Genomic DNA, 24,127 nt, shown 5'->3' with positions numbered 1-24,127 from the left:
GTGGTCACTCCCCCCGTCCCGCGGCGGCCGCGGCGGTGCCGGGCCGGGCGAGGACCATCGCGCTCTGGAAGCCGCCGAAGCCGCTGCCCACGGTCAGGACGGCGTCCATGGCGTGCTCGCGTGCGGTGACCGGCACGTAGTCCAGGTCGCAGAGCGGGTCCTTGGTCTTCAGGTTGGCGGTGGGCGGCACGACCTGGCGGTCCAGCGCGAGCGCGCAGGCGGCGACCTCGATGGAGCCGATCGCGCCCAGCGAGTGGCCGACCATCGACTTGATGGAGCTGACCGGGATGTCGTAGGCGTGCTGCCCGAGGCTGCGCTTGAACGCGGCCGTCTCGTGGCGGTCGTTCTGCTTGGTGCCCGAGCCGTGCGCGTTGATGTAGTCGACGGCGGTCGGGTCCAGCCTCGCCTGGTCCAGGGCGACCCCGATGGCCTGGGCCATCTCGCGGCCGTCCGGTTTCAGGCCGGTCATGTGGTATGCGTTGCTGCGGCCGGCGAAGCCGGCGATCTCGGCGTAGATCCTGGCGCCGCGGGCCAGGGCCGCTTCCCGTTCCTCGATGACCATGACCGCGGCGCCCTCGCCGAGCACGAACCCGTCGCGCTCCCCGTCGAAGGGCCGGGAGGCGTGCTCGGGGTCGGCGTTGTTCGGCGTGGTCGCCTTGATCGCGTCGAAGCAGGCGGAGGTGATCGGGGAGATGGGGGCGTCGGTGGCACCGGCGACGACGACGTCGGCGGTGCCCTCCTCGATGAGCTGCACCGCGTGCCCGACGGAGTCCAGGCCGGACGTGCAGCCGGTGGAGATCAGCGCGACCGGGCCCTCGGCGCCGGTCTCCCAGGCGACCTCCACGGCGAGGGTGGACGGCACCATGTAGCCGTACAGGTGCGGTACGCCGTACTCGTGGTCGACGAGCCACTTCCTGCCGCTGTCGGAGAGGACGACGTACTCCTCCTCCAGGCCCATCGTGCAGCCGACCGCGCTGCCCAGGGAGACACCGATCCGCTCGGGGGCCAGGGTGTTCAGCTCCAGGCCGCTGTCCGCGACCGCCTCGCGGGCGGAGACGACGGCGAACTGGGCGGCCCGGTCCATGCGCCGGATCTGCCGGGTGGTCAGGCCGGCCGCGGCCGGGTCGAAGTCCACCTCGGCGGCGACCTGCGAACGGAACGCGGCCGGGTCGAACAGCGAGATGCGCCGGGTCGCGGTGCGGCCCGCGGACAGCGTCCCCCAGAAGGCCTCGCGGCCCACCCCGCCCGGCACCACGGCACCGATGCCGGTGATGACGGCGCGTCGGGTCACCGGGCACCGCCGACGTCGGGGTTGGCCTGCTCGGGGCGCTGCGCCTGCTCGGTGTCGACGTGGCCGAGTTCGGGGCGCGGCGCGAGCGGCGACAGGTGGAAGGCGCAGCGGGCGGTGGTCTCGCCGGTGTTGACGAGGCGGTGGCGCACGCCGATCGGGACGAGCAGGGAGTCGCCCGCGCCGAGGACGACGACGTCCCGGCCGTCCAGGGTCATCTCCAGGCGGCCGTCGACGACGTGGATGAACTCCTCGGAGTACGGGTGGTAGTGCTCGGTGACCCAGTCGCCGGGCTCCAGGGTCATCGTGCCGCCGAAGCCGGAGCAGCAGCCGACGGTCTTGGGGCTGAGGGTGACGCGGATGTCGCCGCCGCGCTTGGTGTTGGCCTCGACCTCGTCGGCGGCCACCTTCACGGTGCGGGTGATGGCGGTGGTCACTGGATCCGCCCTCCGTCCTTGGTCCAGATGTAGAACGGCTCGGCCATGGCGTCCTTGGGCTCCTGCCAGTTCGGGTCGTAGGGCTCCACGCACTTGGCGAGCCGGGTGTTGATGTCGTCGTAGAGGGGGTGGCTGCGGGCCCGGTACAGGTTGGGGCCGATGTCCTGCTCGGCCTCGACGAGGTGGAAGTACAGGCCGTGGAACTTGAAGAGGGTGCGGCGGTCGACGCCGACCATGTGGGGCAGGTCGGTGGAGTCGGACTCCTCGAAGATGCGGGCGATGTCGTCCGTCTTGTCCGGCCGGAGCTTGGCGACGATCAGGGTGCGGTGCACTGGTCCCTCCCAACGGTTCGGTGGTCGCAGGGAAGGTCGCACCGCGGTCTGGAGAGGCGCTCGAACTCCCCTCCAGTGAGGGGGCTTCGAGCGGTGCGCGAGGCGCGGTGGGTTGGCTGACCGTGAGAAACGTCTGTCACTTGCAGAAGGGGCGTCGAGCACATGCCGTTCGCAGCCATCACGTACGACATCAAGCCGGGGCACGAGAGGGAACTCACCGAGATCTTCGGCTCGTTCCGCCGGGTCAAGGGCAGCCGCGTCGAGGACCCCTCCGGGCAGGAGGCCGGCACGATCCTGGCCACGGCGGTCTTCCTGCGCGACGACACGCTGGTACGGGTCATCGAGTACACCGGCGACCTGGAGGCCGTGGCCCGCCACATGGCGATGCAGCCGGGCGTCCGCGAGGTCGAGCGGAAACTGAAGCCGTACCTGACCAGGCCCCGCGACACGGACACGGTCGAGGGCTTCGTCGCCACGTTCAAGCGCAGCCTGCTGAACACGGTGGCGCAGATCTCGATCCGGGACGTCCCGCAGCCGGCGGCGTAAAGGGCCCCACGGGCGGTCCGCCGGCCCGGACCCACCCGGCACCACCAGCACCCACCGCACGAGAGATCCGCGCCGCCCCCCGGCGAACGCCCACACGGACGCCCGCCGGGGGGCGGGGCAGTGCGGGGACCGCACACCCGGGGCACCGTCACGACCTCGTCGGGAGCCCAGTGGGCGGTGGTGCGTGGCGCGGGCCCCCGCCGGTGTGCGTGCGCGCGTGAGGGCGCGGGGGACGGTCACGGTCGACCGTCCCCCGCGCCCTCACGCGCAGCGCCCCGCACCCTCAGCCGGGATGACCCGCGCTCACATCGACGTCACCGCCGCCGCCGTGACCGCGAGTGCCAGGACCGACAGGGCCGTGCGCAGGTGGTGGAAGCGGCGCCACAGCGGGCGTGGGTCCTGCCAGTCCGCAGGGATGACGGACGGGTCGGTGATCGCCTTGACGCGCCGGTTGATCGGCACGTTGCACAGGTGGGACACCCCGGACACGCCCAGCATCAGCACCGCCGCCACCACGAACAGCGTCCGCGCGGTGCCGCCGGCGATCACCGCCAGCACCACGTCGACCAGCGTGCTGCTCAGCACGATGACCGGCATCGTGGGGTCCCAGTTCCGGCCGAGCAGCTGGTGCGCGTACACGTAGGTGCCGGTCTCCATCGCGAACAGCGCGGGCAGCACGCTCAGCGCGACGGCGAACAGCACTCCGGCGGTGACACCGCTGCCGAGCAGGGCCGCGACGGCCAGCACCTCGGTCATGACGCCGCGGCCCCCGCGGGGTGGGTGTCCACGGTCAGCTGCGCGACCGTGCGCATGGTGGCGTTGCGGAAGTACTCCGCGAACGCCTGCGGCGAGGTCGTGTCGCGCGGCTCGGCGAGGTACGGCCCGAGCTCGTCCTCCGCCGTGTGCACGCCCTGCTGCCGGGCCATGTGCCGGCCGACGGCCGCGAAGTCGCCCTCGTAGTGGATGACACGGACGACCACGTCGTCCTTCAGGAACACCGCCGTACCCAGGAGCCGGCCGGCCTGATCGCCGTCCTCGCCGGTGAAGACCGGGGTGTCGACCCGCTTGAACTTGGCGAAGATCTCCGCGATCTCCTCCTCGAACCCGGGCTTGACCCGGTAGGTGATGGCTGCGTACGGCATCAGATTCCTCCGTCGACTTCGATGGTCGTGCCGGTGACATAGGCGGCCGACGCCCCGGCGAGATACAGCACGGCGCCCGCCACGTCCTCGGGGCGGCCGAGCCGCCCGAGCGCGGTGAGGCCGGCGAGCTTGGCGGCCAGCTGCGGTGGCAGCCCGGCCCCCGGCTCCGTCTCGGTCACGCCGGGCGCGACCAGGTTGACCCGGACGCCCCGGGGCCCCAGCTCCTTGGCGAGCGCCCGGGTGAACCCGACCAGGGCGGCCTTGGAGGTGGTGTAGTGCACGCCGAGGGGCCGCCCGCGCAGCGCCACGGAGGCGCCGATGTTCACCACGGACGCGCCCTCGGCCAGCACGCCGAGCAGCGACTGGGTGACCAGGTAGACGGATGTGGTGTTGTGGTCGAGCACCCGCCGCCACTCGGCGTCGGACAGCGCGTCGAACGGCGTGTGCCCGTCGACGCCGAGATTGTTGACCAGGACGTCGAGGCCGCCCTCGCCGAACCGGCCGGTGACCGCCCGGGCGAGCGTCTCGGCGCCCACCCGGGTGGTCAGGTCGGCCTGCACGGCGTCGAAGTCGGCCCCGAGCGCCTCCAGTTCGGCGGCGAGCGCCTTGGCCGCCTCGCCGTCATGGCCGTAGGAGACGACGAGCCGGGCGCCGGCCCGGGCGAAGGCGAGTGCCGTCGCCCGGCCGATGCCCTTGGTCCCGCCGGTGACCAGGACCCGCTGTGCCGCCGCGGCAGCGGTCACCGGACCGCCCCGGCGCGCGGCGCGACACTGATCATCTGCAGCAGCATCCGCGGGGTCTCGGCCTCGCCGACGGCGTCGTCGTCCAGCACGATGCCGTACCGGCGGTTGATCACGCTCGTCACCTGCAGCAGGGCGAGGGAGTCGTAGCCGAACTCCAGGAACGGGGTGTCGAGGGCCTCCTCGCCCTCCAGTGCCATGCCCTCCTCCGGGGCACCGACGCATTCGAGCAGCAGCTCACCGAGTTCGGACAGGGTCATGTCGCTCACGATGCTTCCTCTCAACTTCCTTGACGGGTCAGTGGGCCCGCGCCAGCAGGGGTCCGGTGGAACGCGCCGCGGTGTCCAGTTCGAGCTGCGGCGAGGAGTCGAGCACCGCGCGGTGCAGATGCTCGACGCTGGGCGAGGGGTCGAGTCCGAGGCTCTGGTTCAGGCAGCGGCGCAGCTGCCGGTAGACCACCAGGGCGTCGCTGCGGCGTCCCACCCGGTACAGCGCGAGCATCAGCTGCTCGTGCATGGCCTCGTGCAGGGGGTGCCGGGCGGCGAGCCCGGAGAGCTCGCCGATGAGTTCATGGTGGCGGCCCAGCCTCAGGTCCGCCTCGATCCGGCGCTGAAGGACGCTCATCCGCGACTCGTCGAGCCGGGTGGCCTCCACTTCCAGCAGCGGCCCGCACTGCACGTCGGCGAGCGCGCGGCCGTGCCACAGCGACAGCGCCCGGCAGAAGTACGAGGACGCCTCGGCCCAGTCGCCGTGGTCCAGGGCGCGGTGCCCGGCCAGGGACAGGGCGTCGAACTCGTGGGCGTCCAGCAGTCCGCCGTGCACGTCGAGCCGGTAGCCGCCGGGCTCGGTGACGAGGACGCTCTTGGCGCCGTTGGGCAGGCAGGCGCCGTCGTCGTCGAACGTGGCCGCGATCGCGTTGCGTATCTGCAGCACGTACGTCTGCAGGGTGGTCTGCACACTGCGCGGAGGGTTCTCGCCCCAGACCTCCTCCACCAGCGAGGACACCGAGACGACCTGGCCGGCCTGGAGGGCGAGCAGGGCGAAGACCTTGCGCGGTTTGACGGCGGTGAGGTGCACGGGCACCCCGGTCAGGGTGGCCCTGAAAGGGCCGAGCACGCTGATGTCCATGCGCGTGGATCTCCTTCGGGTTGCGGGATCAGCCGGCCTGGTACGGCGTCACGTCGGACGTCGCCGCCTCGCAGCGCAGCGCCTCGCCGACGGCGCGGGGCAGCTCCCGGCCGCGGACGAAGAAGTGCGTGCCAAGGACGGTCCGGAAGGTGAAACGGGCCGTGGTGCAGTGCTCCCAGCTGCGGACCTCCGCCGGGGAGACCAGCGGATCGACCTCCGAGGCGTAGGCGGCCAGGGAGCACGGCAGCGGGGTCATGGGTGCGGAGCGCAGGCTCTGCGCGAGGAACAGGTCGGCGCGCAGGGTGGCGAGGGTGCCGTGCAGCCAGCTGAGCCGGCTGCGCAGGGGTGCGGGGATGCTCTCGTGTCCGCCGAGGGAGGCGATCAGCTCCTCGTCGGGCAGTTCGGGCCGCAGCAGCGCGTCCACCAGCGGCGAGGGCAGCTGCGGCGCCGAGCACGCGCCGACCGCCAGCAGCTCCGGCGGCCGCTGCCCGGTGCGCACACGGTGCTCGGCGAACCGGTACGCGGCCAGGGCGCCCATGCTGTGCCCGTAGAAGGCGTACGGCTCGTCCAGCAGGCTGCCGAGATCGGCGTCGAGTTCCTCGACCAGCCGGGCGCCGTCGGTGACCCGGGGGTCCTTGCGACGGGTCTCCCGGCCCGGCAGCCGCACCGGCAGGACGGAGATTCCCGGACCGACGCGCTGTCGCCATCCGGCGAAGCTCATGGCGCCCCCGCCGGCGTGGTGGAAGCAGAACAGCCGGATGCCGTTTTCGCCGGTCAGCGGCCGGACCGCAAGGTAGCGCTGCACCCGAATCCCCCTTCGCTCCGCATCTTTTCGGTCAGATGCGCGATCCGAGCGTCACCGCAGGGGCTCGCTCTCAGCTCAACTTGTGCTGGAGCGCGGGTCGGGGAGCGGCGGGAGCAGCGGGAGCGTGCCGCCCGCCTGGTCGCGGTCGCCGAATCCGGCGTCGTAGACGGCGGCGCTGACGGTGTAGGCGTCCTCGACCAGCCAGCTGTGGAAGGACCACTCCTGTCCGGTGCCGGGCGTGCCGTCGGGCCGCAGCATGCGCATGCGCGTGTCGCGGGGCCCGAAGCCGAACTCGGTGAAACGGAACCGCAGTCCCTGCCCGATCGCCTTGCTGTAGGCCTCCTTCAGCGTCCACAGCCGTACCAGCTCCCGGTTGCGTCGCTCCTCGGGCACCCCTCGCAGCGCCTCCAGCTCGTGCGGCGTGCACACCCGCAGCTCCGTCCCCAGCTCGAGCATGCGCCGGTCGGCGGGCTCGGTGTCCACACCGAGCCGCCCGAACCGGGTCAGCCCGACCACCAGCAGCCCGTCGGTGTGACTCAGGCTGACGCCGAGCTGGTCGATCCCGCGCAGATACGGCCGCCCGCCCGGCTTGTACGCCAGCTCCAGCTCACGGGCCGACGTGCCGAGCACGGCGGCGGCCGCCGACTTCAGCAGCAGCCGCGAGGCGACGAACCGGTCCCGGTTGCGCGAGGCCGGCATCCGCGCGAGCCGCCGGTGATCGAAGCCCAGGTCCTCCAGGAGCCGGGGTTCTTCCAGATCCTTCGGCAACCAGTCGTCGACGTCGGCGTACACGACACAGGAGCCGAGAAGGCCCACGGCACGGCGTACGTCCTCCCAGGGGTGAGAGGGCCCACGATGCCGCAGGGGCCGCAGGGCGGATCGCATAGGGGGTACCTCCTGCACAAGGGGACGGTGGACGCCCCGAAGCGGGCGGGGCTGTGCCGGTATGCGGCGTCACCGCCCGATCGCCGTCGCGTAAAGGTCGTAACTGCGCGCGTCCTCGAACCGGTGCAGCACTTCCGCCAGCATCCGGTCCGCCGCGCCGTCGGACACACGAACTCCCCGCTCGAGCCGCGCGGCGACCCGTGCGAGCGCCACCCCGATCCACGCGGGGTCCGCGAGAAACCCGCCCGCCGGCCGCTCCCGCCACACCCCGAGACACGCCGCCCCCGCGACGAGCAGCGCATAGCGATCGGCCAGGGCATACGCGCGCGGGCTGACGTACTTCCCGGCGGGCCGGGCGGCAAGCTCCTCGCACCCCTCCCGCAGCACCCGCAGCTGGGAGACGAGCACGGCCGCCGCCGGTGCCGCCGCGCCGCCGGCACACCGCGCCGACTCCTGAAGGGAACCGATCAGCGAGTCCCGTGCGCAGCCGTCCGCGTCGTCCGCCACCCTGCACGGCGGCAGCCCGGCGCCGAACGGCCGGAACACCGCGGCGAGTTCGCCGTCGTCCGCCGCCCCGCCCAGCGAGGGCAGCCGCAGCATCTGGGAGACGAGCACGGCCCGCGAGGCCGACGCCCCGGCGCTGCCGAGCCCGATCATCGGCAGGTCCCGTGCCGTCTTGTGGAAGATGCCGTACGCCCCGCCGGTCGCGTACGCCTCCGCGCCGAGCACGATCGACAGGTCGTCCATCGTCTCGGTGAGGATCGTCGGCAGCAGGTACTTCGCCACCGCGCCGAGCGTCCGGCACTCCCGCGGCAGCAGATGCACCGCCCGGGTGGCGACGAGCGAGAGGCAGTCGCACACCAGCAGGTCGGCGAAGGCGTTCACCAGGGCGGTGCGGGTGCGCGCGGAGTGCAGGGAGGCGGGGCTGCGCAGCCGGTGCGAGCGGGCGAAGGCGGTGGTGGTGCGCAGCGCGGTGTCGGCGCAGCCCAGCGCCATGGACAGACCGGCGCTGCGGGTGAGCGGGAAGACGTGTTCGGCCAGGCGTGTGCCGTCACCCACCGCGGAGAGAAGCCGCCCGGCGTCCAGGCGGTGGTCGTCGAAGGCCACGCCCTGGATGACGCAGCCGCGCACGCCGACGGTCCGCCGGCGCGGCAGCAGCGTCATCCCCGAGCCGGCGGTGTGCGCGGGGCCCGGCGTGAGGAAGGCGCTCGGGCCGCGCGGGGTGTCGGCGAACAGCACGAGCGCGTCGGCGCGGGCGGCGTTGTTGACGGCCTCCTTGCGTCCGCTGAGCCGGTGGCCTTCGCCGTCCGGCACCGCGGTGAGCCGGTTGCGCAGGAAGTCGTTGCCCTGGGGCGGTTCGGGATAGCCGCAGGCCATCCGGCCGCCGGCGAGCAGCAGGTCGGCGGTGGCCCGGCGCTGCTCCTCGCTGCCGCCCGCCCACACCACCACGGAGGACAGGTACGAGGTCCAGCCGTAGCCGAGGCCGAGTGCGGCGTCACGCCGGAACACCGCGCGCAGCACCCGGCCCAGTACGTCGAGGCGGTCGAGCCGGCCGCCGAGTCGCCGGGGCACGAACTCGGCGTTCAGCGAGAAGGCGTCGAGCAGCCGCTCGGCGGCCGGCAGCAGCCGCTGCTGTTCGTCGGCGGCGAGGAGCTGCTGGGAGCCGAGCGGGTTGCCCGGGTCGTCGAGGTCTCCGAGGTCGTGTTCGAGCCGGGCGATGCGTTCCTGCACGGCGGCTTCCGAGGAGTCCGCCGTGTTCACCGCGGTGGTCATGACCTGTCTCCGTCCTCGTCCGGCCCCCCGCGGGGCCCTGCCCGACCGCCACGGCTCAAGACGCGCTCAAGGTCGTCCGGCCAGACTCGTTCACATCGCTCGCGCCGTGCCGGGCCACGGAGGTCAGGTGCGTCACCGGAACCTCCGGCGGCGCCGGCGCCATCGGCCAGGCGAGCGGTTGGCCGTCGTTGCGGTAGGCCTGCCAGAGCGGGTTCTGGTCGGCGGGCAGCCACATGGCGCCGTAGACCACGAGGCAGTTCCAGATCGGCCGCAGCAGCCGCTCGAGTACGACTCGGGCGACCGTGCTGCCGCTCCTTGCTGTTGCGGGCATGTCGTGCCGTCCCTTCTGAGGTGGGAAGAGCCACGATCCCCGGAGCGGCTCGGCCTCTCCTCGAGGAACTCTCGTGCGTGGCGCGCGCGGTGGTGTGCTCGAGTGCGGCTCGAGCGGGGTGTGGTCGGATGTCGGGGCGAGTGCAGTGCCGAGGCACAGAAGGGGGGCCGGACGGTGTATCAGTGCGAGCACGAACTGACGGTCGTCGAACGCTTCACGGCCACGTCGGCCCCGGCGGCGTTCGACAGCGAACTCCTCGAGTACGCCCGCTACCGGGAGTCCCGCAAGGGGTTCGTCTCCCGGGTGACGGCGGCGCTGACCGGGCGGCCCGGCGGATATGTGCACCTGGAGCAGTGGACGGGGCTGGACAGTCTGCTGCGGGTGGTGCACCAGGACACGGCCGCCCTGTCCGGTGCGCACGGGCTGGCGGCGACGTTGCGGACGGAGTCCCATCTGCTGGTCAGCGTGGGGCGGATGGTGTCGTCCGGCACCCCGGCCGAGGCCGCGCTGCTGGTGCTGGTGCGGGCCCGGGTGACGGACGACCCGGAGCGGTTCGAGATGGACTTCGGCGCGCTGGTCGGCCAGTGCGTGGGCGAGGAGACGTTCGGCGGCAGCGATCTGCTGCGCTCGGTGACCGACGCCTACGCCTACACCGGTGTGATGTGGTGGCAGGACGCCGCGGCCTGTGAGCGGGTGCGCAGCGGCGCCGCCTACCGGGACCGCCGCGAGCGCCTGACGGCCACGGCGACGGTCGTGGAGGAGACGGCCCGCCCGTTGTCGCCCGTCTGAGCCGTCGCGGCCGCCCGTGTCCGGCGCGAGTCCCTCTCGAGGGGACGCCCGCAGCATCGGCCGTATGGACGAGCCCATGGAACCCATCGAACCGAGGGAAGCCGCCGTCGTGCAGCCGGCGTTCGCCGTCGTCCGCGGGCGGCCGGACGCCTACGAACTGGCGGCGCTGACCGCCGTGCTGCTCGCCCGTTTGCGGGCGCGGGAGGACGGCGCCGGCGGCGAGGAGGACGGCGCGCTGCGGGCCCCCTGGGACCGGCCGCGCCGCGCCCGGCCGCAGACCGGCTGGACGGGGCGGCGCTGAGCCGACGCGCACCGGCCGACGCACAACCGGTGCCCCCGAGTACGGGTCAAGCGCCCTTCAAGAGGCTGCACATACCGTGCTGTACCGGGCGAACCAGGCGTCGAAACGGGGGACGCCGAGCGCCCGTACGACTCGCAGGGGGTCCACATTGAACGGCTACCGCACCTTCACCGAAGTGATCATGGACAGAGCCGCGCGGACACCGGAGCGCGCCGCGCTGCTCCTGCTGCCGGACAGCGACGAACGCGGCCGCCCCGCCCCGGTCTCCTACCGCGCGCTCGACGCCCAGGCCCGCCGTCTCGCCGCCCGGCTGTGCGCCGACGGCGCCACCGGGGAGCCGGTGCTGCTCCTGCACGCCTCCCGCAGCCAGTTCGCCGTGTCCTTCCTGGCCTGCCTGTACGCGGGTGCCATCGCCGTACCGGTGGCGCCGTACGGCGGCCGCAGCCACCACGAGGAGCGGGTGGCCGGCGTCGTCCGGCAGACCTCGCCGCGGGCCGCGCTCACCGACGCCGCGCTCGCCCCGGACGTCTCGCGCCTGCTGGCCCGGCACGGCCACGGCTCGCTCCCCTGCCTGGCCGCCGACGCGGTGTCCGGCCCCTCGGACGCGCCGCTGCCCGAGCCGGGCCCGGACACGGTGGCCTACCTGCAGTTCTCCTCCGGCTCCACCGGCGATCCGCGCGGTGTGACGGTCACCCACGCCAATGTGCTCGCCAACCAGGAGGCCCTGACGGCCCTGCTGGGCACGGGGCCCGACTCCCGGATCGGCGGCTGGCTGCCCTTCCACCACGACATGGGCCTGGTCGGCCAGTTGCTGCACCCGCTGTGGCTCGGCGCGACCTCCGTCGTGCTGTCACCGGAGTCCTTCGTGCGGCGGCCGGTGCGCTGGCTCCAGGCCATCGACCGGTACGGCATCGAGGTCAGCGGTGCGCCGGACTTCGCCTACGACCTGTGCGCGCGGCGGGTCACCGACGAGGAGCTGGACGGGCTCGACCTGTCCGGCTGGCGGGTCGCGGTCTCCGGCGGGGAGCCGGTGCGCGCCGAGACCGTCCGGGCCTTCACCGAACGGTTCGCGCGTGCGGGCCTGCGCGCGCAGGCGATGCACCCGGCCTACGGCCTGGCCGAGGCGACGCTGCTGGTCTGCGGCGGCCCGGCCGCCGGGGGCGAGCGGACGGTCGACGCCGACACACTGCAGCAGGGCCGGCTGCGCGAGCCGCGGCCCGGCAGGCCGGCGCACACGCTGGTGCCGTGCGGCACGGTGGACGCGGCGGCGGGCCGGATACGGGTCGTCGACCCGGAGACCCGCGAGGTCGTGCCGGACGGCGGGGTCGGGGAGATCTGGGTGAGCGGACCGGGCGTCGCCCCCGGCTACTGGCGTGACCCCGCGGCGACCGCGGAACGCTTCGGGGCCGCGACGGCCGACGGCCAGGGCGGGATGCTGCGCACCGGTGACCTGGGCGTGGTGGACGGCGGCCGGCTCTACGTCACCGGCCGGCTGAAGGACGTGATCGTGGTCGCGGGCCGCAATCTGTATCCGCAGGACCTGGAGCGCACCGTGCAGCGGGTCAGCTCGCTGTTCGGCACCGGCTCGGCGTTCTCGGTGCCCGGCGAGCGCGAACGGGTGGTCGTGGTGCAGGAGTTGCGCACCCACCAGCGCTACTCCCTCGATCTCGAGGAGCTGGTGACGGACGTACGGCGGCGCCTGACCGAGGAGTTCGAGGTGACGGTTGCCGGTGTGCTGCTGGTCCGCCCCGGCACGGTCCGCCGCACCACCAGCGGAAAGGTCGAACGGGTCGCGATGCGCCGGCTGTTCCTGAACGGCGGCCTGCGCCCCCTGCACCAGTACGTCGCCGACGATCTGGCACCGGCGGCAGGCCGGCTCCGCCAGAGCGTGGCCGGCGGGATCGGGGCGTAGGGAGGCGTCCGCGCCGGGCCGGTGCGGGCGAGCGGGGCCCGTACGTGCAGCCGCGAGGCGGTACGGACCCCGCGTCCACGACAGACACCGCCGGGCGGGACCGGCGGGCGATGGGCCGGCGGACCACCGGCAGGGAAACCGACGGAAGGGGAGGACGTGAGCGACACGGCACCGGGCGGGCCCGACGAGGGGGGCTTCGCCGCCTGGCTCACCGACCGGATCGGCGGGTACGCCCGGCGGGAGGTCGGCGAGGACGAGGACCTGTCCGACTGGGGGGTCGACTCGGTGGCGCTGCTCAACCTCTTCGGGGACATCGAGGCGGAGTTCGGTCCGCTGTTCGACCCCGCGGACATCTGGGCCCACCCGACCATCCGCGACCTCGCCCACTATCTGGCGATGCGCTGCGGCATGCACCGGCACTCCGGGCGGGTCCGGGCGGTGTTCGTGTTCACCGGGCAGGGCTGCCAGCACCCCGGCATGACGGCCGGGCTGCACCGGGAGCTGTCCGCCTACCGCCGCCATCTCGCCGAGGCCGATGAGGCGATCGCCCCGTACCTGGGCCGCTCGGTGCGCGAGCTGATCCTCGGCGACGACCCACGGGTGCACCAGACGGCGCTGACCCAGCCGGCGCTCTTCGCCGTCGGGTACGCCCTGGCGATGACGCTGCTGGAGGAGGAAGGGGTTCGCCCGGTGGCCGTGCTGGGCCACGGCACCGGCGAGCTGGCGGCGGCCGTGATCGCCGGCGCGCTGACGCTGGCGGACGCGGCGCGGCTGGTGTGCCTGCGCGGTGCCTGTATGCAGTACCTGCCCTCCGGCGGCGGGATGATGGCGACGTGCGCCGGCCCCTTCGAGGCGGCCGACGCGGCGGCGGGTGAACCACAGGTGTCCGTCGGCGCGTTCAACGCGGCCCGCGCCACGGTGCTGTCCGGTCCGGTCGAGAGCCTGGAGCGGGTGCGCGAACGCCTCGCCGAGATCGGCATCTCGAGCGTCTTCCTGCAGGTGGCCCACGCCTTCCAGTCGCCGCTGATGGAGCCGGTGGCCGGGCGGTTCGAGGACGCGGCCCGGCATGTGCCGGGCGGGCGCCCCTCGTTGCCGTACTACTCGACGGTGTACGGCCGGGAGTACGGTGAGCCGCTGACCAGCGCCTACTGGACCGCGCAGATCACCGCGCCGGTGCGGTTCTCCGACGCGGCCCGCAGGATGCTGGCGCAGCAGGCGCCCAGCCATGTCGTGGAGATCGGCCCGAAGGCGGTGCTCACCCCGTTCCTGCGGCGGATGGCCGGGGCGCACGGGCCGTCCGTGCTCACGGTGTGCCGCGGCCCGCGCAGCGACGCGGTGGACCTCGCCGGTGTGCTGTCCCAGCTGGACGCAGGCCCGTTGGCGGAGATCTGAGCCGGCCGCCCCTACGGGATCCAGCCGGCCTCCTCGGCGATCCGGATGGCGTCGATCCGGTTGCGGGCGCGGAGCTTGTCCACGATGGCCGTGAGGTAGTTCCGTACCGTGCCCTGGGTCAGATAGAGATGGTCCGCGATCTCGGCGGCGTCGGCGCCGCGGGCGGCGAGCCGCAGCACCTGCGTCTCGCGCGGGGAGAGCGGGTTGTCCGGCGCCTCCCAGGCGCTGAGCGCGAGTTCGGGGTCGATGACCCGCTGGCCGGCCGCGACCGAGCGGACCGCCTGGGCCAGCCGGCTCGGCGGGGAGTCCTTGAGCAGGAAGCCGGAGACCCGCGCGGCCATGGCCCGGCGCAGCGTCCCGGGTCTGCCCAGGCTGGTGAGGATGAGCGTGCGGCACTGCGGTGCCTTCTCGTGCAGATCGGCCGCCGCGGTGAGCCCGTCGACGCCGGGCAGATCGATATCGATGACGGCGACGTCGGGACGGGTCTCGAGCGCCGACGGCACGATGAGGTCCCCGCGCGCCACCGAGGCCACGACCTGGAGATCCGGCTCCAGTTCCAGCAGCGCGACGAGCGCGCCGCGGACCATGTGCACGTCCTCGGCGAGCAGGATTTTGATCAACGGCATTGCTTCCCCCGATATGTCAGTTGCTCAGACCGCGGCTCTGTCCGCTTCCCCGGTCCAGCCGCCCGCGCCCGCCGCGGCGTGCCCGCGCGGCACCAGCGGTTCGGCGTCCTCCTGCTGGGACGGCCTGAGCGGGGCGATCGCCGTCAGCCGGAACCGGTTGCCGGCGACGACGCCGGCGGACATCTCACCGCCGACGGCGGCCAGCCGGGTCCGCAGGTTGCCCAGTCCGCTCCCCCGGCCCGGCGCGTCGGGGCGGTCGGGCGCCGCGACGCCGTCGTTGACGAGGTCCATCCGCACCATGTCCCCCTCGCTGCGGACCTTGATGGTGCACGACTGCACCTTGCTGTGCCTGAGCATATTGGTGACGCCCTCGCGCAGGGCGGTCGCCAGCACGGTGTCCACCAAGGGGTGGAGGCGTCCGCAGTCGATGTCCACCTCGATGCCGACGTCGGCGGCGGCCATCACCTCGACGACCGACTGGGCCTCCGTCTCCAGCGACATCTCCCGGTAGCCGCTGGCCACCAGCCGCACATCGGACAGGGCCTGCCGGGCGACGACGAGCACGGAGGCGATCTCCTCGCGGGCCCGCTCGGGATGGACCGGTACCAGGCGGTGGATCAGTTCGCTCTTGAGCGTGATGGTGGACAGGCTGTAGCCGAGCAGGTCGTGCAGGTCCCGCGCGAAGCGCAGCCGCTCCTGGGTGACCGCCATCCTGGCCATCTCGGCGCGGGTGTCGTGCACTTCGCGCACCAGGTCGGTGAGCCGGGTCAGTCCGTAGATGACCAGACCGGTCAGCGCGGTGGAGACGGCGTAGTAGCCCGTCTCCAGGGGTGTGGCGTGCTCGCCGAGCGACCAGCCGAGGATGAACAGCGGGACCGCGCCGTAGCAGGGCCAGGCGATCCGTCCCGGGAGCATGAGGAGAATCGATCCGGCGAGGGGTCCGGCCATGCTGCCCCAGGCGACGCCCAGCCAGACCAAGGGCCCGAACGTCAGGGCGGCCTGCACGGCGACGACGGCCGCCCGGCGCCGCTCGGACCAGCGGCGCGCCCGGGGCGCGGTGAGCAGGATCTGCACGGTGTAGAGGGCGGCCACGACGGCGGTGCACAGGACCAGTGCGGGCGTGCCCGACACCTCGTTCTGCACGTTCAGCACGGTGACCACCCCGTACCCCGCGAAGACCACCGTGCTGATCCCCTGGGCGAACCGCGGCGCCAGCAGGTCCCTCGCCCCGCTCCTGCTCCTGGCCTGCGCCGGCGCCGCACCGGCCGGACGACTGCTCGCCGTGTCCGGAGGCACTCCCTCCGCCGGGCCCCTGACACGGATGAGATCACTGTCCGAAGTCCAGAAACGGCCCGCCATGTGTCGACTCCTCGCATGGATGTCGGGAGCATGCGTGACGGAACTATAAGCCGACACATGCCCGGTACGGGACCTGTGCAGCGTCTTCACGCGAGCTACAGCAGAAGCGGTACCGGGTTGAGTTCCTCGTACGGCGTGGGGCGGGCGAGTTGGCCGAGACGGACCGGTACCTCGTACAGCCTGCCGGGGGCGAACCTGGCGTAGAAATGCCGTAGTCCCGGTACCAGGACCTTGACCACCGGAATCCCGACGTCCGGCCGGGTCTGGTCCAGTACCAGCAGCTCAAGGCCGTGCGCCGCGACGAGGGCGCGGACGTCCTCGACGTCGGCGAGGAGGTCGTCGTGGCGCAGGTGCGGCCGCCAGCTGCCCGGGGTGCGCGCCGACTGCCCGGTATCGGGCAGCAGATGAGGCTCGTCGGGGACGTGACCGGCCGCGCCGGAGCTCGCGGGGGGCAGCATCTGGACCATTTCGGTCAACGCCCGGCGCAGCGCCAGCCGCGGGTCGAAGTGCGCCCCGAACCCGTAGACGGTGTCCGGCCTGTCCGCGCTGCGGGAGGCCGCCACCACGACCGGGATGCCCAGGTCGGAGGTGAGGTCGAGGGCCCAGACACGGCGGCCCGCCCGGCCCAGGGTCTCGCGCAGGCCGGTCAGCCACGGCTCGTCGAAGGCGTCCAGGTCGAGGCCGGGCCGGCGCAGCCGGTTGTACCACCACAAGGACACCGCGTCCCGTTCGACGAGTTCCAGGAACCCCTGCACCACGGCGTCCTCGGTGCTGCTGCCCGCCGCGTTGCCGTTGGAGTCGGCCCACTGCCCGTCCGCTGCGCCGCCGGGCGCGCTGTCGAAGTACAGCGTGGAGGTGGGCAGCAGCCGCTGGGCGCCGGCGGTGAGCGACCACACCGGGGTCCACTCGGTGGGCCGGTGCGCCTCGAAGGGCGCGCACACGTGGTGGAACGGCGTGTGGGAGGCGTTCCAGCGGCCCCGGTCGGCGTACTGCCGCTCGTGGAACAGCTGGTAGGTGTTGGGGTGGACGGCCGCCTCGCCGAGGCCGGCCAGGGAGTCGGTGACGGTCAGCTCGTCGCCCTGGCGGCTAGCGCAGTAACGTTCCACCGCCTCGCACAGGGCGCTCGCCCGCGCCTCCGTCGCGCTCACCCCCTTGCCCGAGCTGCGCGCGCGCAGCACCCGGTGCATCCCGGCCGTGGAGTGCCCGCGCAGGGCCAGGTTGTGGCCGGAGTCGTAGGCGTGCAGCCCCTCGGGGAGGCCCGCCATGGGCCTGATGTCCGTGACGATGCCGGTGACGGGGCCGATCAGATGGCCGTGCCGCTCGAGCATCTGCCGGGCGGACAGCGCACGGTCGTTGCTGCCCGATCCGGCGGCCTTGGGCCGCGAGAGAAGGACCACCGGCCGCCGGGTCCGCTCGGCGACCAGCGAGGGCTCACCGCAGTCCGGGCACTGCGGGCGCCGGCGCACCGGGTGGTGGGTGGTGCGCAGCGTGAGACTGTCCAGCACGCACACCGCCCCCTGCTCCGGACCCCGCAGCCCGGCAAGCCACTTGGCGGTCTCCAGGACGGCGCTGTGCAGCCCCACGGCCCGTAGCGCGGCCAGCGAGGGCGACGGCCGTACGGCGGCGGCCGGCCCGAGCGCCCGGCGCACCGACAGCTCGCCGCGCCGGTGCTCGCGCAGCCGGTGCGCCAGGCAGGACCAGCACGCGCCGTCGCCGTCCGCTGCGAAGACCGGCCCGGTCCACGGCTCGGCGGCGAACGGGCGGGCCAGCAGCCAGGGACGGCGCGCCGCCCGTAACCGGGCCGCCATCGCGGCGAGTTGCGGCGCGAGGTAGTCCTCGCACAGGACGAGGGCGAAGTCGGCGTCGGCGTCCTCGGCGACCGCGGTGACGCCGGAGGCGCGGCAGGCGGAGCGGGCCGCCTCGATGTCGACGTCCCCGACGCCGATCACCGCCACCGCCCGGGCGCGCACCTCGTCCTCGGCGACGGCCCCGTCCAGGCCGGCGCGGTCCCAGTAGGCCTCGGCCGAGCCGCGCTCGGAGCCGGCGGACGGGCAGGGCCCGTCGTGCCGGTAGCCCACGAGGTTGGCCTCGGCCAGCTGCCGCACCACCCGGCCCGCCACATCGGCGGGCATGGCGGCCGCGGCCTCCCGCAGCAGCTCGGGCAGGGTACGGCTGCCGTCGAGCAGCTCCAGCAGGGTCTCCGCACCGGCGCCCCGCACGGCGGTGACGTCCTGGTCGGACCACACGAACACGGCATCTCCCGGGACCGACACGGCCCGCACGTGGCGCTTGAACGCCACGAACGGGCCGCGAGCCGGGCTCCGCTGCTCTCTCACGCACCCGCCCGGGTGCCGAGCACCGAGGAGATGCACATGCACCAGCCGGCCCGCCCGGCGTCGGCACGGGACAGGCTCTCGACGAGGATCTCCCCGAACGCGCCGCCGGCCGGGCCGGACTCGCCGGAGCGGGACTGCTGTTCGGTCAGGCGCGAGATGTCCTCGGTGATGTTCATGCGTACCCCCTGTGTGATGAACGAACTCGTCGGTGGACGTGGCGAAGCGGAGGCGAACCGGATGGCGCCCCCGGCGTCCGGTTCGAGAGTCTGCTGTCGGAACTTCAAGCTCCGGCAGTGCGCCACTCACCGGAGCGGCATGACATTTTCATGAGGGCGGTCGTGCGCCCGTCACTGGGCCGCGAGCGGACCGCGGTGCGAGTCTCATGAGCCGGACTCCGAACGGGCCGCCACGGGGACGCCGGCGGCCGTGGCCCAAGGGGGAGAACGCTTATGGAGATCCAGATCCTGGGGTCGCTCGCCGCGCAGGAACGCGGCGTGTCGGTCGTACCGAGCGCCGCCAAACCCCGCCAGCTGCTGGCTCTGCTGGCGCTGCACGCCGACCGGGTGGTGTCGGTGCCGACGCTGATGGAGGAGATCTGGGGGGAGGGCATCCCGCGCAGTGCCTCCACCACCCTGCAGACCTACATCCTGCAACTGCGCCGCCGGCTGACCGCGGCGCTGGACGGCGATCCGCTGCGCGACGCCAAGGACATCCTGGTCACCCGGTTCGGCGGCTATCTGCTCCAGGTCGAGCCCGGCCGGGTCGACGCCCACGAGTTCGAGCGGCTCGCCGTGGCCGGCGGCACCGCCTTCGAACTCGGCGACTACCGCACCGCCTCCGGCCTGCTGCACCGCGCGCTGGCCCTGTGGCAGGGCCCGGCCCTGGTCGACGTGCCGGCCGGGTCGGTGCTGGAGCTGGAGGTGCTGCGCCTGAACGAGGAACGCACGGCAGCGCTGGAGCGGCGCATCGAGGCCGACCTGCGGCTCGGCCGGCACGCCGAGGTGGTGCCCGAACTGCGGGTGCTGTCCGCGCGCCACCCCCTGCACGAGGGCTTCTGCGCCCAGCTGATGCGCGCCCTGCACCGCACGGGCGGCAGCTGGCGGGCGCTGGAGGCCTACCAGCGGCTGCGCGGCTCGCTGGTACGCGAGCTGGGCCTGGAACCGTCGTCCGCCCTGCAGGAACTGCACCAGGCGGTCCTGTCGGGCGACCCGGAACACACCCTGCACCCGGCGGGGGGCCGCGTGGGCGGGGGCGGGGGGCTGTCGGTGGGGTGAGCGGCCGGTTCGGGCGGTTGGCCCGGCATCGGGCCTGTTCGGGCGGTGCCCCGGCATCGGGCCTGTTCGAGCGACGCCCCGACCTGGGCCGCCGGTTCGGCAGCGCCACCGGCAACGGGCCTGTTCGGGCAGCGCCCCGGCATGGGCCGCCTGTTCGAGCGGCGCCCCCCGCATCGGGCCTGTCCGGGCGGTGCCCGGCGACGGGCCACCGCACCACGGGCCGTACCACGGGCCGGGCCCCGGCCCCGGCCCCCGTCCGTGCCCGATCGAGCAATTCTCCAGAGGGCGTACCGGAGCCTTCGAGGCCGTCTCCCTACGGTGCCGCAATGACGACCTTCGACGAACTGCTCGCCCTCGCCCCCGCACCCGATCTGCAGCGCTCCACCGACGAGCTGAAACGGCTGAAGGAGGAACTGAGCCGCGGCCCCGACCCCGAGGCCACCCGGCGCCAGCACGCCAAGGGCAAGCTGACCGCCCCGGAGCGGCTGCAACTCCTCTTCGACGAGGGAACGTTCACCGAGATCGAGCCGCTGCGCCGGCACCGCGCCTCGGGTTTCGGCCTGGAGGCGCGCAAGCCGCACGGCGACGGCGTGGTCATCGGCTGGGGCCTGGTGCACGGCCGCACGGTCTTCGCGTACGCCCACGACTTCCGGGTCTTCGGCGGAGCCCTGGGCGAGGCGCACGCGGAGAAGATCCACAAGGTGATGGACCTGGCGGAGGCGGCGGGCGCGCCCGTCGTCGGCCTGAGCGACGGCGCCGGCGCCCGCATCCAGGAGGGCGTCACCGCGCTCGCCGGGTACGGCGGCATCTTCCGCCGCAACACCCGCTCCTCCGGCGTCATCCCGCAGATCAGCGTGATCCTCGGCCCGTGCGCGGGCGGGGCGGCGTACTCCCCCGCGCTGACCGACTTCGTGTTCATGGTGCGCGGCACCGCCCAGATGTTCATCACGGGCCCCGACGTGGTCCAGGCGGTCACGGGCGAGCAGATCACCCACGACGGCCTCGGCGGCGCGGACGTGCACTCGTCCCTGTCCGGCGTGTCCGGGTTCGTCTACGACGACGAGGCGGACTGCCTGGCGGACGTGCGCCATCTGCTGTCGCTGCTGCCGCAGAACAACCGCGAACTGCCGCCCGTGGCGCGCGGCGGCGACCCGGCGGACCGCCGCACGGAAGCGCTGACCTCCCTGGTCCCGGCGGACCCGCAGCGGGCGTACGACATGCGCGCGGTGATCGAGGAGATCGTCGACGACGGCGAGTACTTCGAGGTGCACGAGGCCTGGGCGCAGAACGTGGTGTGCGCGCTGGCCCGCCTGGACGGCCACGTCGTGGGCCTGGTCGCCAACCAGCCCACCGCGCTGGCCGGCGTGCTCGACATCCACGGCTCGGAGAAGGCGGCGCGCTTCGTGCAGTTCTGCGACGCGTTCAACATCCCGCTGGTCACGCTGGTGGACGTGCCGGGCTTCCTGCCGGGCGTCGACCAGGAGCACAACGGCATCATCCGCCACGGCGCGAAGCTGCTGTACGCCTACTGCAACGCGACGGTCCCGCGCATCTCCCTGGTCGTCCGCAAGGCCTACGGCGGCGCGTACATCGTCATGGACTCCCGCTCGATCGGCGCCGACCTGTCCTTCGCCTGGCCGACGAACGAGATCGCGGTGATGGGCGCGGAGGGCGCGGCGAACGTGGTCTTCCGCCGCGAGATAGCCGCCTCCGACGACCCGGACACGACCCGCGCCCGCCTGATCAAGGAGTACAAGTCCGAGCTGATGCACCCGTACTACGCGGCGGAACGCGGCCTGGTCGACGACGTCATCGACCCGTCCGAAACCCGCATCGTCCTGATCCGCTCCCTGGCGATGCTCCGCGCGAAACACGCGAACCTGCCGGAACGCAAGCACGGCAATCCGCCGATGTGACGCGCACCCCGAAGGGGCAGACGAGTCGGGCTGTACGCCGGGTTCTGTTCCCCGGGTTCCTCGCGGAGCCCGGGGCGACGGCCATCCATCTAGGGCCGGCGTTGCCGCCGGTCTCGTGCGGTCTACCCGCGGACTCGGGCGGGCAGCCCTCGAACGTCCGCGCAGAGCGCCTTTTACAGCGCTCCTTTTGACCTTGCTCCGGGTGGGGTTTACCTAGCTGCCCAGGTCACCCTGGGCACTGGTGGTCTCTTACACCACCGTTTCACCCTTACCGAGGGCCGAGGCCCCCGGCGGTCTGTTTTCTGTGGCACTGTCCCGCGGGTCACCCCGGGTGGCCGTTAGCCACCACCCTGCCCTGTGGAGCCCGGACGTTCCTCGGGAAGCCCCCCGTCAAGGGGACTCCACGCGGCCGTCCGCCCGGCTCGTCTGCCGTGTGGACCATGGTACCGGGCGGGGGGTCGTGCGCGGACCGGCGGCCGTCGCGAGGACCGAGCCCGCCAGGATCAGGGCGAAGGACACCGTGATCGTCACCGTCAGGTGCTCGTCCAGGAACATCGCGCCCGCCGCCACCGCGACCGCCGGGTTGACGTAGGTGATCACCGTCGCCCGCGTCGGACCGGCCTCCTTGATCAGCTCCATGAAGGCGACGAACGCCACGGCCGTGCAGATCACGCCCAGCCCGGCCAGCGCCGCCAGCACCGAGGGGGCGGGCACCTCGGACGGCCAGGTCGCCGCCGCGGCCGGCGCGTACACCAGCGCCGCCAGGGCCAGGCAGGGCGCCGTCAGGTGCAGGGACGGAACGTCCTTGAGGTGGCGCGCGGCGATCAGCGGCGCCGTGGCGTAACCCACCACCGTCAGCAGCACCTCGGCCAGGGAGCGCGCGTCGCCGCCGGTCAGGTGCGGCGCGGTGAGGACGCCGACGCCGGCGAGTCCGAGGGCGAGGCCGCTCAGACGTCGTATGCCGAGGCGTTCGGTGTCGCCGAAGAAGCGGGCCAGGGCCACGCCGACGACCGGGACGCCCGCGATCAGCAGGCCCGCGGTGGAGCTGGACAGGTGGCGTTCGGCGTCGGTCAGGGTGAACCACGGGCCGATGATCTCGATGCACGCGAAGGCCAGCAGCGGCCGCCAGTGGGTGCGCACGGTGTGCGCCAGGCCCGGCTGCCGCAGGGCGAAGGGGAGAAGGAGGGCCGCGCCGAGCGCGCAGCGCACGAAGACCACGGTGGCCGGGGACACCGCGTCCACCGCCACCTTGATCATGAGATAGGGGATGCCCCAGACCACTCCCATGAGGGAGAAGAGGAACCAGCCGCGTGCAGTCATGCGCCGAGTTTCGGCCAGGGAGTCACCGTGCGTCTTGAACGCTGTTGCGGTACGCCGCCGGGGTCACCCCGAGCACCCGGCGGAACCAGCGGGTCAGGTGCGCCTGGTCGGCGAAGCCCACCAGGCCCGCCACCTCCGCCGGGCGCAGACCCGTCTCCAGCAGGCCGCGGGCCCGGGTCACCCGGTGCTGGGCGAGCCAGGCGTACGGCGGTATCCCCATCGCCGTACGGAAGGCGCGCAGCAGCTGGTAGCGGGAGAGGCCCAGCTCGGTGGCGAGGTCGGCGAGGGAGGGCGGGGCGAGCAGTTCGCCGGCCAGGCGGTCGCGGACGACGGCCGCGACGCGGTCGGCGCCGGGCACGATGTCGCTGGCCGCGCGGGCCGTGGAGTGGCGCCGGGCCAGGGCCGTGAGCAGCCACGGCAACCGGGATTCGGCCTCCAGGGGGTCGGGGCAGGCGGCGAGTTCGGTGTGGGTCAGGCGCAGCGCGGCGGCCAGTTCGGGGTCGTGCAGGACCGGTTCGCGAAAGTGCGGGAGGGCGTCGCCGAGCACGCCGTCGCCCAGCAGCTCGGGCGCCGCGTACAGGGCGCGGTAGGCGTAGCCGCCGTCCGGGGCTGCGGGGCCGCCGGTGTGCATCTCACCGGGTTCCAGGACGACGAGGGAGCCGGGCGCGGAGTGGATCCGTCCGCCCCGGTAGGCGATGACCTCCAGGCCGCCGAGGGTGACGCCGACGGTGTACTCGGCGTGGGCGTGCGGGGCGTAGACGTGCCGGTCGAAGGAGGCCGTCAGCAGGTCGAGCGCCGGCCCGCACCGCCCCAGCCGCGCCCTGGTCCACCGCGCCTGTTCCCGTCCGCCCATGCCGCACACCCCCAGTTTTTCCCAGGGGGTGCAACGCCGAAGGGCTCAGAGAAAGTCCGCGGTGTCCAGGTCGAAGCCGAAGGGGTCCGGCAGGGCGAGCGGCTTCCCGAAGGGGCGGGTGCACTGCTCGCGGTAGTCGTCGTTCTTCGGGTCGCTGAAGAGCGTGACCTGGGAGGTCTCCCGGTCAGCCAGCAGGTACAGGGGGATCGCCGCCTGTGCGTAGCAACGTCGCTTGGCCTCGCGGTCGGCTTGAGGTTTGGTGGATGTCACCTCGAGAACCATGGCGACACCGTCGCATGGCATCCACCCGCCGGTGCCCCCGAAAACGTCGGCCTCCAGGGGCGCGAAGGTGAGGTCGGGGATCACGTGGTTCTTCGGACACCCCCCGCCGCTCTTCAGCCTCAGCCCCTTGTTTCCGGAGACGTCCATCTCCGTCAGGGACCACTTGATCACTTGCCTCGCGATCCGGCTGATGTACTTCTCGTGATCCCCGTCCGGCGGCGGTGTCACTACGATCTCCCCCTCGATCAGCTCGGCCCGGAAACCCTCCGGGGTGTCCAGGGCGAGAAAGCCCTCGAGCAGGACCTCTTCCTGCGTGAGCGGCTCGTGGGCCATGGCAGTCATGTCACGCCCCTCCTTCGG

The 24,127-nt window shown here is 73.2% G+C and carries 25 protein-coding genes, 1 other RNA gene and 1 pseudogene; 7 read left to right on the top strand and 20 right to left on the bottom strand.

The genetic code is table 11. The annotated features are described in order from the left end of the window. Positions 1-4 precede the first annotated feature (4 nt). The 3 genes from AB0J12_RS29565 to AB0J12_RS29555 are packed head-to-tail and all read right to left on the bottom strand — an operon-like array spanning position 5 to position 2,057. Positions 5-1,291: a beta-ketoacyl-[acyl-carrier-protein] synthase family protein gene (locus AB0J12_RS29565; RefSeq protein ID WP_363267570.1), complete on the bottom strand. Its 1,287-nt coding sequence runs from the start codon at positions 1,289-1,291 to the stop codon at positions 5-7. Next, positions 1,288-1,725 (bottom strand): cupin domain-containing protein, encoded by a 438-nt coding sequence (locus AB0J12_RS29560; protein WP_363267569.1) that lies wholly within the window; start codon positions 1,723-1,725, stop codon positions 1,288-1,290. The genes AB0J12_RS29565 and AB0J12_RS29560 overlap by 4 nt, the downstream gene beginning before the upstream one ends. Next, complete coding sequence (locus AB0J12_RS29555; RefSeq protein WP_363267568.1) at positions 1,722-2,057, bottom strand: TcmI family type II polyketide cyclase; 336 nt, start codon at positions 2,055-2,057, stop codon at positions 1,722-1,724. Before AB0J12_RS29555 ends, AB0J12_RS29560 begins: the two co-directional genes overlap by 4 nt. A gap of 162 nt (positions 2,058-2,219) precedes the next feature. Between AB0J12_RS29555 and AB0J12_RS29550 the strand changes: the two genes are divergently transcribed. Further along, positions 2,220-2,603, top strand: a complete 384-nt coding sequence (locus tag AB0J12_RS29550) for a SchA/CurD-like domain-containing protein (RefSeq protein ID WP_363267567.1) — start codon at positions 2,220-2,222, stop codon at positions 2,601-2,603. Positions 2,604-2,906: 303 nt separating this feature from the next. Here AB0J12_RS29550 and AB0J12_RS29545 read toward each other — a convergent pair whose 3' ends face one another. The 9 genes from AB0J12_RS29545 to AB0J12_RS29505 form a co-directional block, all read right to left on the bottom strand. Beyond that, the gene (locus AB0J12_RS29545; RefSeq protein ID WP_363267566.1) at positions 2,907-3,359 is read right to left on the bottom strand and encodes a DUF1772 domain-containing protein; all 453 of its coding nucleotides are present in this window, start codon (positions 3,357-3,359) and stop codon (positions 2,907-2,909) included. Next, positions 3,356-3,745 (bottom strand): SchA/CurD-like domain-containing protein, encoded by a 390-nt coding sequence (locus AB0J12_RS29540; protein WP_363267565.1) that lies wholly within the window; start codon positions 3,743-3,745, stop codon positions 3,356-3,358. Before AB0J12_RS29540 ends, AB0J12_RS29545 begins: the two co-directional genes overlap by 4 nt. Beyond that, positions 3,745-4,488, bottom strand: coding sequence for an SDR family oxidoreductase (locus AB0J12_RS29535; RefSeq protein ID WP_363267564.1), 744 nt, complete (start codon positions 4,486-4,488; stop codon positions 3,745-3,747). The genes AB0J12_RS29540 and AB0J12_RS29535 overlap by 1 nt, the downstream gene beginning before the upstream one ends. Beyond that, positions 4,485-4,754, bottom strand: a complete 270-nt coding sequence (locus AB0J12_RS29530) for an acyl carrier protein (RefSeq protein ID WP_363267563.1) — start codon at positions 4,752-4,754, stop codon at positions 4,485-4,487. The genes AB0J12_RS29535 and AB0J12_RS29530 overlap by 4 nt, the downstream gene beginning before the upstream one ends. A gap of 28 nt (positions 4,755-4,782) precedes the next feature. Next, on the bottom strand, positions 4,783-5,613 hold the full coding sequence (locus AB0J12_RS29525) for an AfsR/SARP family transcriptional regulator (protein WP_363267562.1): 831 nt from the start codon (positions 5,611-5,613) through the stop codon (positions 4,783-4,785). Positions 5,614-5,641: 28 nt separating this feature from the next. Further along, positions 5,642-6,418: an alpha/beta fold hydrolase gene (locus AB0J12_RS29520; RefSeq protein WP_363267560.1), complete on the bottom strand. Its 777-nt coding sequence runs from the start codon at positions 6,416-6,418 to the stop codon at positions 5,642-5,644. Positions 6,419-6,493: 75 nt separating this feature from the next. Then, entirely contained in the window at positions 6,494-7,234 is a 741-nt protein-coding gene (locus AB0J12_RS29515; protein WP_363267559.1) for a 4'-phosphopantetheinyl transferase superfamily protein, read from the bottom strand. Positions 7,235-7,372: 138 nt separating this feature from the next. Continuing rightward, entirely contained in the window at positions 7,373-9,076 is a 1,704-nt protein-coding gene (locus AB0J12_RS29510; RefSeq protein WP_363267558.1) for an acyl-CoA dehydrogenase family protein, read from the bottom strand. A 55-nt stretch (positions 9,077-9,131) separates the two neighbouring features. Then, positions 9,132-9,407, bottom strand: coding sequence for a hypothetical protein (locus AB0J12_RS29505; RefSeq protein ID WP_363267557.1), 276 nt, complete (start codon positions 9,405-9,407; stop codon positions 9,132-9,134). A gap of 174 nt (positions 9,408-9,581) precedes the next feature. On the opposite strand from AB0J12_RS29505, the gene AB0J12_RS29500 reads away from it, so the two are divergent. From AB0J12_RS29500 to AB0J12_RS29485, 4 genes are all read left to right on the top strand, one after another. Then, positions 9,582-10,196 (top strand): hypothetical protein, encoded by a 615-nt coding sequence (locus AB0J12_RS29500; RefSeq protein WP_363267556.1) that lies wholly within the window; start codon positions 9,582-9,584, stop codon positions 10,194-10,196. A 64-nt stretch (positions 10,197-10,260) separates the two neighbouring features. Continuing rightward, the gene (locus AB0J12_RS29495) at positions 10,261-10,497 is read left to right on the top strand and encodes an acyl-CoA carboxylase epsilon subunit (protein ID WP_363267555.1); all 237 of its coding nucleotides are present in this window, start codon (positions 10,261-10,263) and stop codon (positions 10,495-10,497) included. Between the two features lie 148 nt (positions 10,498-10,645). Next, positions 10,646-12,409 carry a fatty acyl-AMP ligase gene (locus AB0J12_RS29490; RefSeq protein WP_363267554.1) on the top strand — a complete coding sequence of 588 codons (1,764 nt, stop codon included), beginning with the start codon at positions 10,646-10,648 and terminating at the stop codon, positions 12,407-12,409. Between the two features lie 156 nt (positions 12,410-12,565). Continuing rightward, complete coding sequence (locus AB0J12_RS29485) at positions 12,566-13,801, top strand: acyltransferase domain-containing protein (RefSeq protein ID WP_363267553.1); 1,236 nt, start codon at positions 12,566-12,568, stop codon at positions 13,799-13,801. An 11-nt stretch (positions 13,802-13,812) separates the two neighbouring features. Here AB0J12_RS29485 and AB0J12_RS29480 read toward each other — a convergent pair whose 3' ends face one another. The 4 genes from AB0J12_RS29480 to AB0J12_RS29465 form a co-directional block, all read right to left on the bottom strand. Continuing rightward, positions 13,813-14,421, bottom strand: coding sequence for a response regulator transcription factor (locus AB0J12_RS29480; RefSeq protein ID WP_363267655.1), 609 nt, complete (start codon positions 14,419-14,421; stop codon positions 13,813-13,815). A 30-nt stretch (positions 14,422-14,451) separates the two neighbouring features. Next, a complete protein-coding gene (locus AB0J12_RS29475) occupies positions 14,452-15,723 on the bottom strand; it encodes a histidine kinase (RefSeq protein WP_363267552.1) in 1,272 nt (423 codons plus the stop codon). A 158-nt stretch (positions 15,724-15,881) separates the two neighbouring features. Beyond that, positions 15,882-18,038 (bottom strand): TOMM precursor leader peptide-binding protein, encoded by a 2,157-nt coding sequence (locus AB0J12_RS29470; protein ID WP_363267551.1) that lies wholly within the window; start codon positions 18,036-18,038, stop codon positions 15,882-15,884. 80 nt (positions 18,039-18,118) lie between these two features. Further along, positions 18,119-18,298, bottom strand: a complete 180-nt coding sequence (locus tag AB0J12_RS29465) for a hypothetical protein (RefSeq protein WP_363267550.1) — start codon at positions 18,296-18,298, stop codon at positions 18,119-18,121. A 273-nt stretch (positions 18,299-18,571) separates the two neighbouring features. On the opposite strand from AB0J12_RS29465, the gene AB0J12_RS29460 reads away from it, so the two are divergent. Both AB0J12_RS29460 and AB0J12_RS29455 read left to right on the top strand, forming a co-directional pair. Then, complete coding sequence (locus tag AB0J12_RS29460) at positions 18,572-19,396, top strand: AfsR/SARP family transcriptional regulator (RefSeq protein ID WP_363267549.1); 825 nt, start codon at positions 18,572-18,574, stop codon at positions 19,394-19,396. A 326-nt stretch (positions 19,397-19,722) separates the two neighbouring features. Further along, positions 19,723-21,312: an acyl-CoA carboxylase subunit beta gene (locus AB0J12_RS29455; protein WP_363267548.1), complete on the top strand. Its 1,590-nt coding sequence runs from the start codon at positions 19,723-19,725 to the stop codon at positions 21,310-21,312. A gap of 17 nt (positions 21,313-21,329) precedes the next feature. On the opposite strand, the gene rnpB is transcribed toward AB0J12_RS29455, so the two are convergent. The 4 genes and pseudogenes from rnpB to AB0J12_RS29435 form a co-directional block, all read right to left on the bottom strand. Continuing rightward, positions 21,330-21,737, bottom strand: an RNA gene (gene rnpB / locus AB0J12_RS29450) — RNase P RNA component class A. A 115-nt stretch (positions 21,738-21,852) separates the two neighbouring features. Continuing rightward, positions 21,853-22,569 (bottom strand): annotated as a pseudogene (locus AB0J12_RS29445) (DMT family transporter); the annotation flags it as partial. An 85-nt stretch (positions 22,570-22,654) separates the two neighbouring features. Beyond that, positions 22,655-23,485 (bottom strand): AraC family transcriptional regulator, encoded by an 831-nt coding sequence (locus AB0J12_RS29440; RefSeq protein WP_363267547.1) that lies wholly within the window; start codon positions 23,483-23,485, stop codon positions 22,655-22,657. 45 nt (positions 23,486-23,530) lie between these two features. Continuing rightward, positions 23,531-24,109, bottom strand: a complete 579-nt coding sequence (locus tag AB0J12_RS29435) for a Uma2 family endonuclease (RefSeq protein ID WP_363267546.1) — start codon at positions 24,107-24,109, stop codon at positions 23,531-23,533. Positions 24,110-24,127 lie beyond the last annotated feature (18 nt).

Source organism: Streptomyces sp. NPDC049915 (assembly GCF_040656475.1).
Lineage (GTDB): Bacteria > Actinomycetota > Actinomycetes > Streptomycetales > Streptomycetaceae > Streptomyces.
The sequence above is the reverse complement of the archived record's forward strand: the minus strand, read 5'-3'. Positions and strand labels throughout refer to the sequence as shown.

Bases quoted from the DNA above. Each gene is read 5' to 3' on its own strand.
- AB0J12_RS29540 (WP_363267565.1), bottom strand. From the start codon at position 3,745: ATGCCGTACGCAGCCATCACCTACCGGGTCAAGCCCGGGTTCGAGGAG.
- AB0J12_RS29440 (WP_363267547.1), bottom strand. From the start codon at position 23,485: ATGGGCGGACGGGAACAGGCGCGGTGGACCAGGGCGCGGCTGGGGCGG.
- AB0J12_RS29525 (WP_363267562.1), bottom strand. From the start codon at position 5,613: ATGGACATCAGCGTGCTCGGCCCTTTCAGGGCCACCCTGACCGGGGTG.
- AB0J12_RS29460 (WP_363267549.1), top strand. From the start codon at position 18,572: ATGGAGATCCAGATCCTGGGGTCGCTCGCCGCGCAGGAACGCGGCGTG.
- AB0J12_RS29510 (WP_363267558.1), bottom strand. From the start codon at position 9,076: ATGACCACCGCGGTGAACACGGCGGACTCCTCGGAAGCCGCCGTGCAG.
- AB0J12_RS29505 (WP_363267557.1), bottom strand. From the start codon at position 9,407: ATGCCCGCAACAGCAAGGAGCGGCAGCACGGTCGCCCGAGTCGTACTC.
- AB0J12_RS29550 (WP_363267567.1), top strand. From the start codon at position 2,220: ATGCCGTTCGCAGCCATCACGTACGACATCAAGCCGGGGCACGAGAGG.
- AB0J12_RS29465 (WP_363267550.1), bottom strand. From the start codon at position 18,298: ATGAACATCACCGAGGACATCTCGCGCCTGACCGAACAGCAGTCCCGC.
- AB0J12_RS29435 (WP_363267546.1), bottom strand. From the start codon at position 24,109: ATGACTGCCATGGCCCACGAGCCGCTCACGCAGGAAGAGGTCCTGCTC.
- AB0J12_RS29495 (WP_363267555.1), top strand. From the start codon at position 10,261: ATGGACGAGCCCATGGAACCCATCGAACCGAGGGAAGCCGCCGTCGTG.
- AB0J12_RS29545 (WP_363267566.1), bottom strand. From the start codon at position 3,359: ATGACCGAGGTGCTGGCCGTCGCGGCCCTGCTCGGCAGCGGTGTCACC.
- AB0J12_RS29455 (WP_363267548.1), top strand. From the start codon at position 19,723: ATGACGACCTTCGACGAACTGCTCGCCCTCGCCCCCGCACCCGATCTG.